Annotated in this window: 11 protein-coding genes; 2 read left to right on the forward strand and 9 right to left on the reverse strand. The window is 73.2% G+C overall.

Features of this window, described 5'->3' with window-relative positions; all coding sequences use genetic code 11:
- Positions 1-7: 7 nt before the first annotated feature.
- The 9 genes from ABZ570_RS16920 to ABZ570_RS16960 all read right to left on the reverse strand — a co-directional run bounded on the left by ABZ570_RS16920 (position 8) and on the right by ABZ570_RS16960 (position 11,893).
- Positions 8-1,231, reverse strand: coding sequence for a M50 family metallopeptidase (locus ABZ570_RS16920; RefSeq protein WP_358063660.1), 1,224 nt, complete (start codon positions 1,229-1,231; stop codon positions 8-10).
- Positions 1,228-2,277, reverse strand: coding sequence for a thiopeptide-type bacteriocin biosynthesis protein (locus ABZ570_RS16925; protein ID WP_358063663.1), 1,050 nt, complete (start codon positions 2,275-2,277; stop codon positions 1,228-1,230). Before ABZ570_RS16925 ends, ABZ570_RS16920 begins: the two co-directional genes overlap by 4 nt.
- Positions 2,274-5,060 carry a lantibiotic dehydratase gene (locus ABZ570_RS16930; protein ID WP_358063666.1) on the reverse strand — a complete coding sequence of 929 codons (2,787 nt, stop codon included), beginning with the start codon at positions 5,058-5,060 and terminating at the stop codon, positions 2,274-2,276. Before ABZ570_RS16930 ends, ABZ570_RS16925 begins: the two co-directional genes overlap by 4 nt.
- Positions 5,061-5,098: 38 nt before the next feature.
- On the reverse strand, positions 5,099-6,778 hold the full coding sequence (locus ABZ570_RS16935) for a SagB family peptide dehydrogenase (protein WP_358063669.1): 1,680 nt from the start codon (positions 6,776-6,778) through the stop codon (positions 5,099-5,101).
- Between the two features lie 10 nt (positions 6,779-6,788).
- Positions 6,789-8,756 carry a TOMM precursor leader peptide-binding protein gene (locus ABZ570_RS16940; RefSeq protein WP_358063672.1) on the reverse strand — a complete coding sequence of 656 codons (1,968 nt, stop codon included), beginning with the start codon at positions 8,754-8,756 and terminating at the stop codon, positions 6,789-6,791.
- A 101-nt stretch (positions 8,757-8,857) separates the two neighbouring features.
- Positions 8,858-9,043 (reverse strand): thiazolylpeptide-type bacteriocin, encoded by a 186-nt coding sequence (locus ABZ570_RS16945; RefSeq protein WP_046564718.1) that lies wholly within the window; start codon positions 9,041-9,043, stop codon positions 8,858-8,860.
- Between the two features lie 77 nt (positions 9,044-9,120).
- Positions 9,121-9,336 carry a thiazolylpeptide-type bacteriocin gene (locus ABZ570_RS16950; RefSeq protein ID WP_358063675.1) on the reverse strand — a complete coding sequence of 72 codons (216 nt, stop codon included), beginning with the start codon at positions 9,334-9,336 and terminating at the stop codon, positions 9,121-9,123.
- Between the two features lie 188 nt (positions 9,337-9,524).
- Positions 9,525-9,707: a hypothetical protein gene (locus ABZ570_RS16955; RefSeq protein WP_046564715.1), complete on the reverse strand. Its 183-nt coding sequence runs from the start codon at positions 9,705-9,707 to the stop codon at positions 9,525-9,527.
- Between the two features lie 53 nt (positions 9,708-9,760).
- Positions 9,761-11,893, reverse strand: coding sequence for a TOMM precursor leader peptide-binding protein (locus ABZ570_RS16960; protein ID WP_358063678.1), 2,133 nt, complete (start codon positions 11,891-11,893; stop codon positions 9,761-9,763).
- Positions 11,894-12,381: 488 nt separating this feature from the next.
- On the opposite strand from ABZ570_RS16960, the gene ABZ570_RS16965 reads away from it, so the two are divergent.
- Together ABZ570_RS16965 and ABZ570_RS16970 are read left to right on the forward strand one after the other, a co-directional pair.
- Positions 12,382-13,302, forward strand: coding sequence for an ABC transporter ATP-binding protein (locus ABZ570_RS16965; RefSeq protein WP_358063681.1), 921 nt, complete (start codon positions 12,382-12,384; stop codon positions 13,300-13,302).
- Positions 13,299-14,141 carry a hypothetical protein gene (locus ABZ570_RS16970; protein ID WP_358063684.1) on the forward strand — a complete coding sequence of 281 codons (843 nt, stop codon included), beginning with the start codon at positions 13,299-13,301 and terminating at the stop codon, positions 14,139-14,141. The genes ABZ570_RS16965 and ABZ570_RS16970 overlap by 4 nt, the downstream gene beginning before the upstream one ends.

Below are 14,141 nucleotides of genomic sequence, written 5' to 3' on the forward strand. Positions count from 1 at the left end.
GGAAGAGTCAGGTCGCCCGATTCACCCGCTGTCGGCGGGCGACGCGGGCGGCCAGGGCCACCAGCACCACCGCCTCGGCGACCAGGATGGCGACGGCCCACCCGGGGCCGACCCAGCGGGCCAGCGAGACGTACCAGTAGCGGACCAGCAGCGTCAGCACCGTCACCGCGAAGACCAGAGAGGCCAGGCCGTAGAGGGCGTACGCCACCCGGTCCCGGGGACGGTAGCCGCGGACCGCGCTCGGGCCCTGCCGCAGCAGCCGGCCGTAGAACCGGTAGCTGTCGGTCCGCAGATCGCCGAGGTTCAGCGCGTGGCTGAGCATGTAGTAGCCGTCGAGCCGGAGGAAGGGCACCAGGTTGAGCGCGGCGGTCGCGGTGCCGAAGAGCAGCATGGTGCCGGCCAGGTCGTGGAACGCCCCGGGCGGGCCCCAGAGCCGGATCGCGGCGAACGGCACCAGGGCCAGCATGCTGACGAACACGCCGGCGAACGCGGTGGCCACCCGCCGGCGCGGGGTGAACAGCACGATGTCGTCGACCTTGCAGTACGGGGCCAGCAGCGGGAAGCGCCACATCAGCCCGATCTCGGTGCCGCGCCCGCCGAAGTGCCGGCAGGTCAGGCCGTGGGCGCACTCGTGCAGGAAGACGATCACCCAGGTGATCACCACGGCGGCCAGGATCGCCGCGAGGGGGCGGTCGCCCCGGCCGACCAGGTCGAGCAGCGCCGGCAGGTCCAGCGCCACGTAGCCGGCGACCGCCAGCACCACCAGCAGCGCCGGCAGGACGAACCACCAGGTGAACAGCGGCGCCAGGCGGGGCAGCAGCCGGTCGAAGAACCGGTCCGGGTCGTACAGCGGCCAGCGGGCCGACAGCGGGCCGCGCCGGGTCTTCGCCGCGCCGTCGGCGGCCGTCGCGGTGAGCCGGGCGACGGTCGCCGGATCGGTGGCGCCGTCGAGCAGTTGCCGCTGGTGCAGCATGCCGAAGAGCTGCTGCCAGTTCTCCGGCCCGAGCCGCCGCCGGAACTCGGCGGCGTACTCGGCGGCCAGGTCGTCGAGCGTCCGGGTGCCGTCCATCCGGGCCAGCAGGAAGTGCTCGCGCGGCCCGATCCGGTAGTACCAGCCGGTCTCCGGGTCCTTGACGTGGTGGACCAACTTCTCGCCCCGCCACTGGCCCGGGCCGAGCACGATCCCGGCCCGCAGCCGGGGCCGGGTCCAGGTCGCGTCCACCGTGGTCATCGCGGACCGGCCGGGGCGAGGTCGTCGAGCAGCGCGGTCCGCATCACGTACGACAGGTAGATCTCGTCGAGGATGCTCACGCCGAGCCGGTTGTTCGTCATGTGCACGTACGAGCTGAGCAGGATGGGCAGCGCGACGTCCAGGTCCCGGACCGGGACGGGTTCGCCGCCGCCGCGCTGGAACACCAGGTCACCCCGGTCGACCGCGGCGCCCACCCGGTCCCGCAGCTCCCGGCAGTGCGCCGACCAGCGGCCCTCCACGCCGCCCGGCCGGACGTCGGCCCCGCCCCGGGCGGAGGCGCGGATCTGCGCCAGCCGCCCGCGCAACGCGGCGTCCATCCGGCGGTAGCTGGTGTCGAAGCTGGCGTGGTACTCGTCGCTCGGCTCGGAGTAGGAGACCTCCCAGAACCGGCGGTACTCGTCGAGGAAGTCGGCGATCCGCCGGTCGTCGCCGAGGAAGACCGCGCACATCATCATGCTGAGCTGGGCGGAGAGCCCGAGCAGCACCGGGCGGACGTGCACGTTGGTGGTGGCCAGCAGGTCCAGCACCACGTCGCTGGAGTGCTCGAAGTGCCACTCGGCGAGCTCGATCCCGGCCGGTCCGCCGTAGCGGCCGTACTCCCGCTCGTACGGGATGTGGTGGTAGCTGTTGTTCCCCCGCATCGGCATCACGCCGTCCGGGCCGTACTCCTCGTCCCACCGTTGCCGGCCGTACTCGGCGAGGAACATCTGCTTGTACAGGTCGCCCAGCCCCTCGCTGTCCACCTCGTAGAGCGCGGGTCGGCGGCGCAGGAACGCTTCGATCGCCTCGTCCACCCGGGCCCGGACCACCGCCGGGTCGACGCCGGGCGCCGGCAGCACCCGCAGTCGCACATGCGGCCCCTCCATCCAGTACTTGATGAAGAAGTACCGGCTGATCAGCCCCTCGGCCCGCAGCTCGTCCACCAACGGCCGGACGCCCTCGACGAGCATCGGGTTGGCGTTGCTGGCGTAGAAGACGTGGACGCTGAGCCAGCCGTGCTCTACCGGGGAGGGGAAGTCGGTCATCGGTCCACCTTTCCGGCGCGGACGCCGTTGAGTTCCACGGTCAGTTCGGTGACGTGGGTGCCGCCGGGGCCACGGAGCACCTGCTCGTCGCGGTTCGGCAGCATCTCGGTGAGCACCAGGCGGCTGCCCGCTCCCCGGCCGGTCGCCTCCAGCAACTGCAGGCAGAAGTGGCTGTCGAAGTCGACGTAGAGCGGCTTGTGGTCCGGCCGGCCGCCCGCGCCGGGCTGGCCCCCGGGCTGGCCGTCGTCGCCGGCGGCCGGGGTGAGCCGGGTGCCCTCCGGCGTGGCGAAGACCCGCCGGGGCAGGCCGTTGTCGCGCCGCCACCGCTGCCAGCGCAGGAACCAGTCCGCGTCGCTCTGCTCCGGGGTACGCGCCGGCGGCAGGTGGTCCGGGTGCAGCTTCCACATCCGCCGCTGCAGCACCAGGTCGCCGTGCACGATCCGGGGATAGCCGGCCATCCCGCGACCGGGCAGCGGCACGGTGGTACCGGCCCACAGGTCCGGCTGGGCCATGCCCAGGTAGGCGAAGGTGAGCAGCACCTGCTGCACCTCGGGCAGCGCCATCGGAAGCAGGAATCCCAGGTAGACCGGGATGACCTCGGCACCGAGCCGGCGGGAACGCAACAGCAGCCGGTCGGTCGCCGGGTCGTGTTCGACGGTGAGGTCGTCCATGTGGACCTGTTCGGCGGCCGGGCGGAAGCTGATCTCCCCCGGGCAGACCAGCTCGTACGGGGTGACCGCCGGGTGCAGGTTCAGGTTGGTGGCGTCGTACCCGCCCTTCAGCTCGGCGAGCACCGCGCCGGGCGGCTGGAGCCGGGCCAGTTCGGCGCGGAGCGTGCCGGCGAGATCCTCATCGGCGAAGAGGTGGGCGAAGCGGGAGAAGAGCAGCGTCATCCCGGAGTAGATCCGGTTGACCACCACCCGGTGCCGGTCGCCCTGGTCGGCGAGCTGAAGGAAGAAGGACCGGGGATCGAGCGTGCCGAGCGTCTCCGGCACCATGGCGGCGATGTCGACCATGAAGTCGTCGTCCAGGCGCAGCTCCTCGGCGCCGGCCGGCAACCGGTCGTACGCCTCGTTCATCCGCCGGGCCACCTCGATCCGGGCGTCGTCCAGCGCGGTGATCTCCGCCTGCCGGAACCAGTTCTCCTGCCGCACGTACGCGTTGTCCGCGTCGAACGCCCGACGGCGCATCATCCGCCCGCTGTAGTGCTCGAAGAAGTCCTGCTGGAACTCGTGGGCGAAGCTGAGCAGGTCGTCGCAGCGCCCACCGGCGCCGTAGCGGGCCAGGAAGAAGCCCTTCGTGGCCAGCCGGCGCGGCAGGTTGATGTCGAACACCGGCATGATCCGGGCCAACGCCCGCAGCCCGGGCAGCACGTCCCGCTCCCACCGGCCCCGGTCGGCGGTGACCGGCACCCGGGTACGCAGCGTGGCGTCCTCGTACACCAGGGTCCGGGGGGCCGGGACGTCGGCGCGGCCGAGGTCCGCGTGGGCCGCGACCAGCTCCCGCCGGATGTCGGCGAGCACCCGGCGACGGCCGGCCACGTCGTGGTCGGGATAGCCGGCGGCGAGCTGGTTGACGGTGTCGACCCGCGCGGCGAGCCGGTCGGCCCAGTCCCGGCCGATCTTCCCCAGCGCCCGCCGGTAGCCCTCGACCGGATCGTCGGCGTGGATGTCCAGGTGCAGGTTCGGCACCACCAGCAGGCCCACCCGCAGCAGGTGGTGCAGGTACTGCTCGATCTCCGCGGCGGGACGGTCGGCGGTGGCCAGGTCGGCGACCAGGTCGGCCATCCGCCGCACCCGGCCGCCGTCCAGCGCGGCCAGGATGTCGTGCAGCACCCGGCCGGTGGGCAGCACGAACAGCGACTCGTGGATCGACTCCAGGGTGATCGCGGCCTCGCCGTCCTCCGAGCTGGTCCGCCGCCGGCGCAGGTAGCGCAGCCGGCCACGCTCGATGCGCCAGCCGGTGGTGAGGGCGACCGGCAGGTCCGCGCGCAGCGCCTCGTCGGCGAGCACGACAGCCGACAACCGGCCCAGCGCGGCCAGGTTCAGCCGGGCCGCGCCCCGCTTCGCCGCCCCGGTCCGGTCGGTCACCGGCACCACATCGAGCAGCCTGCCGGCACCCGGGCCGAAGGTGCCGACGTTGACCGTGGTCAGCCGGCTGAACGGGCTGGTCTTCGCGGCGGTGCGCAGCGCGTACTCCAGCAGCGACCGCTCCACCCGCCGGGCCCGCTTGCCGAGCCGCCCAGGGGTGCTGAGGTACGCGGGCAGGTACTGGTCCAGCGACGGGGAGGCGAGCAGGATGCCCCCGCGCAGGTCCGGGTCCTCGGCCAGCTCGTGCAGCACCGCCCGGCGTTCCGCCAGCTCACCGTCCAGCACCTCGGCGCCGTCGGCCAGTTCCCGCCGGTACGCGGCGAAGGTCTCCAGCCAGCCGACCAGCATCCGGTGCGTGTCCCCGCCCAGCGGCCCGGCCGGCCAGCCGGCAGGGTCGGCGGGATCGGGGCGGCGCAGGTTCCACACGTCCCGGCGCAGCCGGATCAGCCGCCGCCGCAGCCGGTCGTCCTCGAGGTTGCGGGCCACCGCCTCCTGGAGCGCGTCGGCCAGCGGCGGCCCGGTCGCCCGCAGCCGGTCCTCCAGGTCGAGGACGCGGCGGGCCCAGGCGGCGCTGCGGTCGAAGGCGAGCCGGTCGGCGACCTCCAGCGGCAGGCCGGCGGTGCGGAGCATGAACACCTCCGGCATCCGCCAGGTCAGCTCGGTGACCGCTGGTGCGGGCAGGGACACCGTCACGGGGCTCTCCTTCGTCGACGTCTTCGCGAGGCGGGTGGTCACAGCCGGTACACCAGGTCGGCGGCGCCGTCCGGGTGCCGCCCGAGCAGCAGGAACAACACGGTCCGTTCGTCGGTCCCGGTCAGGCCGAGGGCCGCGTCCATGGCGACGTTGTCGAACCCCAGCACGGCGCCGCAGCCCAGCCGCTGCGCGGTGGCCGCGCAGTAGGCGCGCTGGGCGACGGCGCCGATCTCGGCGTTGAGGATGCGGTAGCCGCGCGGGCCGACGGCGTCGAGCACGGCGTCGAGTCGGCCGGCGATCGCCAGCACCGCTCCGACCTGGCCCATGGTGTAGTTGGTGAGGAAGTACTGCTGTTGCAGGAAGGCGGACATGCCGCCGTCGGGCTCGGCCGCGGCGGGCAGCAGCGCGTGTTGGCGGGAGCAGTAGGCGTAGGTGCCGGCGTCGAGGCCGTCGACGTGGTTCGCGAAGACCCAGAGGCGGGTGAGGGCCGGCGCGTCCCCGGGCAGCCCGACGTCGGCCGGGTGGTGCCGGCCGGCGGTGGCGAAGGCGAGGGTGGTGCCGAGGTCGGCGGCGGTCAGCTCGGGCGGCCGCCGGAACCGGCCGAAGCTGCTGGACCGGGTGGTGAGGACCGTCGACAGGGGACGCTGCAGCCGCTCCAGCTGCGGCGCGGGCAGGGCCAGCGGGTCGCCGGACACGTCCCGGGGCGCGGCGTCGGCCAGGGCGTCCGGGGCGGGATCGGCGGGGGCCGCCGCCGCGCGGTGCACGCCGGTCACGGCCGGGAAGTCCCGCAGCCGGCGGGACCGCTCGAAGGCCGGATACCCGACGTGGACCTCTGCGGCCGGCCGGGCGCCGGCGGGTCCGACCACGCGACCGCCGCCGTCCGGCCCGGTGCGGCGGTCAAGGCCGGAGCCGGCGTCGAGGCAGGTGCCGGCGTCCGGGTGGGCGTCGGCCCAGTCCAGGGGTACGACCGCGAAGACGCTCTCCCGGTCGCTGTCGAAGCCGAGCAGCCGGTCCACCGGCGTGGGATCGAAGCCGAGCAGCCGGGGCAGCGGCACGCCGAGCGCGCGGGCGAGCAGGTCCCAGGAGCCGAGCAGGGCGCCGAGGTCCTGGGTGACCACGTGGTAGCAGAAGCTGTTGTATTTGAAGGAGTTCTTCCAGAACCGGATGCTCGCCACCAGGAAGCTGTCCGCGTTCCCCGCCCGGTCGCCCACGGCGGCGCGTACCGTGCCGCTGACGTCGCCGAGCACCAGCCGCTCCAGCACGTGCTGGCCGGTGCCGTAGTGGTAGACCCCGGGCAGCAGCGGCGCCGCGGGCCCGGCGACCAGGAAGAGCTCCACCGGGTACATGCCGCCGCCGGAGGCGGTGCCCCGCCCCCAGACGGCGTGCTCGAAGTGCGCCCGCTTGGCCAGGTCCTGGTTCCAGTTCACCGTGAGCCGGCGGTCGAGCACCCCGTACGACAGACGCAGCAGCGTGGCCAGGCTGTCCAACGACCAGCCCCGGGGCGGCGGCAGGTGCTCCCCGGTGAACAGGTCACGCAGGGTGGGCAGGTCGGGCAGCGCCACCGGCAGCGGCACCCGGGGGGCGCCCGGGTAGCTGGTGTGCCGGGAGGGCTGGTCGGCCCAGTCCACCTCGTAGTTGAGCGGTTCCATCGGGACCCGGGCCCGGCGGAACACCGCTTCCGCGTACTCCCGGACGACCGCGAGGGCCTCCTGCTGCATGTCGGTGCTCCTACGGAAAGGGGTGCGGGCGGGGGTTGCGGCCGGTGGCGCCGAGCCGGTCTGGTCCTTGCGTGCCCCGGGCCAGGTGGCGCTCCAGCCGGTCGCTCCAGAGCACCCGCTGCCGCTGCCAGCCGAAGTCGATGGGCACCAGGGCGGGCGCCACCACCGCCATCGTGTGCACTCCGGCGACCTCCTGCTCCGGGCAGGTCTGGTCGACCGCGACGACGTCGCCGCCGAGCCGGGCGATCAGCCCGGTGAGGTACTCCACGTCGGCCCGCAGGTCGTCGTGGGTCGGCCGGACCGACAGCCAGTCCGCGTACAACTCGTCCATCGACCGCCGCGGCGGGTCGTCGAAGAGGAACGCGGCGTGGCGGGTCATCTCGGGCAGCCCGTACAGCAGGGCGTGGTGGCTCAGCTCGGTGACCTTGGTGTAGTCCCGGGTCATCTCGCGCAGCTCCGGCTCGCTGGCGGCGACCCGTTCGTCGAAGCCGGGCACGTAGGAGGCGGTCTCGCAGACGGCGGCGCGCACCGCGTCGTCCGGGTCGAGACTGGCGCCGGCGGCGAAGCAGAGCTGACCGAGCCCGTCGCCGCGCTTGACCGCCACCGCGGTGACCACCGGCACGGGCAGGTCGGCGCGGGTGTCGAACAGCCGGATGTCGTACCCGAGCAGGTCCACCCGGTCGAGCATGAAGTGCACCCGCTCGTCGCGGCAGGTGGCCGGGTCGATCTCGGCGAGCCGGGCCGAGCCGTACCAGGCGAGCAGGAAGGCGTCCCGCTCGATGAGTTCGAGCATGCCGTGCAGCAGCGCCTCCTCCGGGCAGCTGCCGCTGGCGCAGCCGTTGGAGCACTCCTGCACGAACTTGCGGTGGTCGGTGCGGCGGTCCAGGTAGTAGACGAGTTGCTCGGGTACGAGGCGGGGGGCGCGGTCGCGCAGGGACCACCCCCAGACCCAGGGCATCGGCGCATCCGGCGAGTACGGGGCGTAGTAGAGCCCGTGCCCGTGGTAGAACGCCGGGTGGTAGCCGAGGCCGGCGGGGTCGAGGGCGTCCGGGGCCAGGTTGGCGTAGCTGTCGACAACGGTGGTCCGCCGCGCCCGGGGGAACTGACCGGCGTACCGCTCCAGCCCTTCCAGCAGCGCGTAGGTCTCGCTGCTGCCGTAGCTGTTGGCGTGCCCGCTCCACCACATCTCGTGCAGGTCGTAGCGGCTGCGGATCCGGAAGTAGCCGGTCACCGGCGCGGTGGCGGTGGCGTTGTACGCGCGCAGCGCGCCGCCGCCCAGCGCTCCGACGACCGGGTTCGCCAACGCGGCGACCGGGAGGTCCAGCGCGTCGGCCGACCGCAGCCGGTAAGCGGACGGGTCCGGCTTGGGCCGGCTGGTGAGCGGGATGACCGCGGCCTCGGCGGTGTCCGGCCGGATGGTCGCGCAGGCCGGGCACTCGGAGTCGGCCAGCACCTCGACGACGATGGTCTCCAGGGTGTCCATCCGCAGCTGTCGCAGGCGTCCGACGCCGGGCCGGTCGGCTCGGGGGCGGCAGGCGTCCAGCAGGAGCTGCCACAGCGCGTCGACCGCGAACGGCGTCAGGTGGGGCAGCGGTGCCACGGTGCCGACCCGGGCCTGGTGCTCGAGGGCGTGCCGCTCCTCGCGTACCCGGATGGCCTGCCAGCGCCGCTGCACACAGAGCGGGCACGGGCCGGGGCGGTCGCCCGTCGCGTCGTCGGTGTCCGTCCAGCGTGGCCCGACCAGCGCGGTCGCGCCGTGCAGCCAGATCGGCACCACGTCCCCGGTCAGGCCCTCGCCGCCGTCGGCGTACGCGTCGGTCAGGCCGAGGGCGGCGATGCGCACGGTGACCCCGTCGAGCGGCGCGGCCGGCCGGGCCGACTGCCGCACCCGGTCCTGGCGTCGCTCGTGGAACGCCTCGCCAAGTTGCTTGAGGCTGCTGTCCCAGCCGGTGGAGGTGGTCCGGACATCGACGATCATGCGGTTCACCTGTCTGCATTCGCTACCTGGTGCGGATGGGATGGGACCGGCGCCCCGCCGACGTGGCTCGCCGGCGGGGACGGTTACGGCGATGGGCTCGGTCAGCCGCCGCCGCATCCGGTGCTGGTGCTGCTGCTGCAGCAGCTCGACGTGCTGCAACTGCAGCAACTGGAGCAGGAACAGCTGGAGCTGGACCAGTCCATGACCATCGCGTCGATGGCGTCGACGTCCTCGATCTCGAACGTCTCCGTCTCCAACGCGCGGAGTTCCTCAGTCAGTTCCGGCATTTCCTTCTACCTCCCCTCAAGGCGATCAGGGCCGCGGTGCCGGCCGGACGTCCGGAGCGACCGGGCGGCACCGTGGCTCAGCTGGTGCTGCTGCAACTCGACGAGGTGCAGCTGCAACAACTGGACGTGCTGCAGCTGGAGCAGCTGGACGTGCTCGTGCTGCTGCTGCAGATGTCCATCAGGTCGGCGGACAGCTCAGCGATGTCCTCGACCTCGAACGTCTCGGTCTGCAGGTCGTGCAACTCGCTGCGGACCGATTCGGGCAGTACGCCGGATGTCGGGGGTTGAGTCACGGGCCTCTCCTTGAGCCGCGGTGGCGCCAGTCATCGGTGGGTCCGCGTTGCACCACCACGGTGGATCCAGCGGAGGCACGCAGGGGCTACTCGCCGGTGTGGGCCGGCGGCGGATGGTGCGGTCGTTCGTGCGGCGTCCCACCGGGGACTGGAAGTCGTCAGCGTCGGGGGCAACCCCGTTCACCCGGTCAGCCGCAGCTGGAGGTGCTGGTGCTGGTGCTGCAGCAGCTCGAGGTGCTGCAGCTGCAGCAGCTGGAGCAGGAGCAGCTGGAGCTCGTCGCGGCGAGCGCCTCGCCGCCGTCCTCGACCTCCTCGATCTCGAAGGTCTCGGTCTCCAGCTCGCGGAGCTCGTCGTTCAGGGTGATCGGCATGTTTCCACCTCCCTTCGTGGTGCGTGCCTCGCCGAAACCACTGACGTGGTGGTTCAGTCGGCCGCCGGAGCGGGCCGGCGCAGCAGGACCACCCCGCTGCGGAAGGCCCCGGTGGCCCGGACGTCCCGGGTGGTCGTCTCGACCAGCAGGGCGCTCATTCCTTGCTCGTCCAGCGCGGCCAGCACGGCCGCGCGGTCGGTGGTCGCTCCCGCCGTACCCGCGGGGGTGGCGGCGGTGAGGGTGGCCGGATCGAAGTCGCGCAGCACCGGGTCCCCGAGGTCGGCGACGGCGTTCTCGAAGTGCCGCACCTGGACGCGCCCGACCGCGTCCCGGACGGCCGCCAGCCGGGTGGCGACCGGGTCGAACCCGCCGGCCAACGCCCAGTCCCGGTCGCCGCCCCCGGGCGGCTCGGCGACGGCGAGCACGGCGTGCGCCGGGTCGGCCCCGGCCAGCGCGAACACGGACAGCCGGCGGCCGAACCGGTGGGCGGCCTTGACCACGAAGGCCGTGTCTTCGTCGCCGACCAGGTCCTCCTCGTTCACCACGCGCATCTCGTCCCGGCCCCGCAGCGCGGCGGTCAGCGCCCGGTAGGCCAGCGCGTCCGCCAGCCCCCGGTCGATGACCTCGTCGAGGGTGCCGCCGGCGGCCGCGCCGGCCACCGTCGGCTCGGCCCAGCCCTCGGCGTTGAACGCGGAGGTGGCCAGCGCCAGCGCAGCGGGCACCCACACGGACTCCGCCCGCCCCAGCACGACCGCCCGCAGCCAGCGGACCGGCCGCCTGTCTTCGGGCACGGCGGTCGCCGACGTGAGTTCCGCCCAGGGCACCGGACGCTCGCCCCGCTCGCGCAGCTCGGCCGCCGAGGCGGTGACCGCCGCGGCCGGATCCGCGTACCGGGCGGCGTGGTCGCGGACCGCCGCCCGGTAGGCGGCCAGTCGGGCACCCATCACGGTGTGCACGTCGAAGGCGGTCACCTCACGCGGGCCGCGCCGGCCGGGCAGCCGCAGCCGGGCCGTCTTCAGCGGGGCCTGCTCCAGCGGGTCGTCGACGAACCGGGTGAAGACGCCGGCATTCGGCGACACCAGGGCCTCGGCCCGCTGGTAGGTCTCGTCGTCGGAGACCGCCGGCGGCCCCGGCTCGGTCACCTCGACGTGCCGACACACCGGGCACCCGGGGTGTGGCAGCACCCGCTCCCGGCTGGACTCGAGGGTGTCCGTGTCGAGCAGCAGCGCCCCGCCGGCGGTGTCCGGGGCGATCGCGTCGGTGAGGGCCCGGAACAGCTCGAAGGCGGCGGCGTTGCCGAGCATCCGCGCGGTCACCTCGGGCAGCGGCGCCGCGGCGGCGGGGTCGCCGAGGGCGAGCTGTCGCCAGAACTCCGCGGCCGCCGCCGGATCGTCGCCGGCCGTGAGGCGGAGCTGGGCGCAGTGCCAGCAGGGGCTCTGCCCCGCCGCGACGGTCGGTCCGACCACCGCCCGCCGGTCGTCCCAGGTCACCGGTACGAGCAGCGCACCCTCCCGGTGTGCGGCGCGGGCCAGCTCGGCCAGGCGGGCCAGGCCGGCGGGGCCGGCGCAGTGGACCACCGCGTCCACCGCGCGCAGGTCGGGCGCCCCTCCGGGGAACGTGACCTCTGCCGGCAGGCCGTCGGCGCGCAGCTCCGCCAGCTCGTGTTGCAGCGCCTCGGCGTACGAGGCGGGGTCGTCGTCCGGGTGGAGGTCCAGCCGCACGCACCCGTTGCGGAGCAGGCCGCTCGCCGCGGCGAGCAACGCCTCTCCCCCGCCGCAGAGCGCCACCCGGGCGGTGTGGAAGCGCTGGAACCGGGCAGTGGGGTCATCCGCGAAGTGGTCGATGAACTCGATCTGGGCGGCGAACCGACGGGAAACCGGCTCCGACAGCTCGGTGCGGTCCCCCGCGTTCTTGGCGAAACCCCGGGAGATCAGGGCGCGGACCAGGGTGAGCACGGTCTGCCGCTGCCCCGGGTCGAGGGCGGCAGTGAGCTGGCCCAGCGTGTGTTCGCCGGTCAGGTAGGGACTCAGCGACGTCAACCAGCGGAAGGCCGACTTGCCCTTGATCAGGAATGCGCTGTCCGGGCCGCGCAGGTACGCGCCGGCAGGGGCGTCCAGGAAGACCACGTCATGCCGCAGCTTGGGACGCACTTCCAGGCTTGTTCCACCGTCCGACGGCTGGTTCATGCGCCCCCCATGAGAACGACTTCGGCGGTCTTGAAAGTGTCTTCATGCTGCCCAAGATCAAGTATTAAGTCAACAGAATGTTTCGCGCCGCGCAGTGTCGTACGTAAATTCAACGGCATTGAGCTGCGGCTAAGACAAAGCTCGCCGCCCGCGCGCTCGGCCGACCTTCCAGAGCCGATCAACCTCCGCTAGGCTATGGGCGCCGTCCATGCCGCAGCAGGTCAGAGCGCCTTTCATGACGGCAGGGCTGGCCGTTGGCGACAGCGAGTTACGGCTACGCGACCGTGCGGCAAACCGGACGTGACCGACCCAACTCCATCGAAACGAACAGTTAATTGACGGCACACAATTAACCCTGTGATGCGGTCGGGAATTCGAAGGACTGCGGATGAACGCAAAGGAAATTCCGGTCGACCGGCACTCGCCCGGCATCACCCGATTGCGGTACCACGTTGAGCAGTGACCGTTTTGCCATTGAAGTCCATGAGGTGACGAAGCGTTATCCCGGCGGGGTCACCGCGGTCGACGGCCTCGACCTGCGGGTACGCGAGGGCGAGGTCCTCGGCTTCCTGGGCCCCAACGGGGCCGGCAAGACCACCACCATGCGGATGCTGGTCGGGCTGGTCCGGCCGACCAGCGGCTCGATCCGGGTGCTGGGCCGCTCACCCGGCACACCGGAGCAACTGGCCAAGGTGGGCGCGCTCATCGAGTCGCCGGCCTTCTATCCGCACCTGTCCGGCCGGGACAACCTGCGGCTGGCCGCCCGGTACGCGGGCGTGCCGGACACGGCCGCCGACCGGGTGCTGGCCGACGTCGGGCTGACCGACCGGGCGGGATCGACGTTCCGGACGTACTCCCTCGGCATGAAGCAGCGCCTCGGTGTGGCCGCCGCCCTGCTCAAGGAGCCGAGCCTGCTGATCCTGGACGAACCCACCAACGGCCTCGACCCGGCCGGGGTGACCGACATCCGCGAGCTGCTCCGCGAGCTCGGCCGCAACGGCCGCACCGTGCTGCTGTCCAGTCACGTCCTCGGCGAGGTGGAGCAGATCTGCGACCGCATCGTGGTCATCGACGGCGGCCGGCTGATCGCCGACGGCACGCCCGACGAGCTGCGCGGGACGCTGGGCCAAGCGGTGCTGCTGATCGACGCCGACCCGCTGGACGAGGCGGCGGCGTGCCTACGCGCACACGACCGGGTCCGGGCGGTCGAGGCGGTCGACGGGCGGCTGCGGGTCACCACGGACCCGGCGCTCGCCGCGGCACTCAACCGGCGGCTGATCGAGGCCGGGATCGACGTACGGGAACTGCGCCCGCTGCGCCACTCGCTGGAGGAGGCCTTCCTGGAACTGACCGCGCCCGAGCGGCACACCCGCCAGGAGCAGACGACCACGACGGGAGGGACCCGATGATGGCCTCGGTGCGGGCGGCCTGGTTCGCCGACCGGAAGCGGCCGGCGGTCTGGACGGTCACCGCGACCTGGGCCGCCCTCGCGCTCGCCTTCGGCATCGGCGTCCCGTACCTCGTGCACCTGGCCCTCGCCGGCGATCCGAAGGAGACGGACGCCGCCGAGTCCCTGCTGGCCACCGTCCTGCCGGGTCAGCTCGTGCCCACCGGGATCGGGCTGTTCCCGCTCTTCGGCGGCGCCATCGTGGTCATCCTCGGCGCGCTGGTGGTCGGCAACGAGTACCGCTGGGGGACCTGGAACCTCCTCTTCACCCAGCGACCCCGGCGCGCGCAGGTGATGGCCGGGCACGCCGTCGTCCTGTGCGGCCTGACCCTGCTGATCGCCGTGCTCACCTTCGTCCTGCTGGCGGTGACCACCGGGTCGCTGGCCGCCGCCGAGGGACGGGCCGCCGACTGGCCACCCGCCGCCGACCTCGCCGGCGCCGTGGCTGCCGCCTGGCTGATCTGCACCGCGCACGCCAGCGTGGGTTGGTTCCTGGCGATCGCGTTCCGCAGCGCCACCACGGCGATCGCGGTCGGTCTCATCTGGACGCTGGTGCTGGAGAACGCGATCAGCGGGCTCGCCCTCGTGCTGAGCCCGCTGACGGCGGCGCAGAAGGTGCTGCTGGCACCGAGTTCCGGCGCGCTGGCCGGCGCGCTGGGCGCACGGTCGCAGTTCGACGGGGGCACCCCGGGCGTGATCGAGTCTGCCGGCCCGCTGGTGCCGACCGTCGTCCTGCTGGGTTACGTACTGTTGATGTTCGGGCTCGGCAGCTGGCTGGCGGCACGCCGGGACGTCGGTTGA

Source organism: Micromonospora sp. NPDC007271 (genome assembly GCF_040634005.1).
Lineage (GTDB): Bacteria > Actinomycetota > Actinomycetes > Mycobacteriales > Micromonosporaceae > Micromonospora.

Bases quoted from the DNA above. Each gene is read 5' to 3' on its own strand.
- ABZ570_RS16925 (WP_358063663.1), bottom strand. From the start codon at position 2,277: ATGACCGACTTCCCCTCCCCGGTAGAGCACGGCTGGCTCAGCGTCCAC.
- ABZ570_RS16945 (WP_046564718.1), bottom strand. From the start codon at position 9,043: ATGCCGGAACTGACTGAGGAACTCCGCGCGTTGGAGACGGAGACGTTC.
- ABZ570_RS16970 (WP_358063684.1), top strand. From the start codon at position 13,299: ATGATGGCCTCGGTGCGGGCGGCCTGGTTCGCCGACCGGAAGCGGCCG.
- ABZ570_RS16940 (WP_358063672.1), bottom strand. From the start codon at position 8,756: ATGATCGTCGATGTCCGGACCACCTCCACCGGCTGGGACAGCAGCCTC.
- ABZ570_RS16920 (WP_358063660.1), bottom strand. From the start codon at position 1,231: ATGACCACGGTGGACGCGACCTGGACCCGGCCCCGGCTGCGGGCCGGG.
- ABZ570_RS16935 (WP_358063669.1), bottom strand. From the start codon at position 6,778: ATGCAGCAGGAGGCCCTCGCGGTCGTCCGGGAGTACGCGGAAGCGGTG.
- ABZ570_RS16955 (WP_046564715.1), bottom strand. From the start codon at position 9,707: ATGCCGATCACCCTGAACGACGAGCTCCGCGAGCTGGAGACCGAGACC.
- ABZ570_RS16960 (WP_358063678.1), bottom strand. From the start codon at position 11,893: ATGAACCAGCCGTCGGACGGTGGAACAAGCCTGGAAGTGCGTCCCAAG.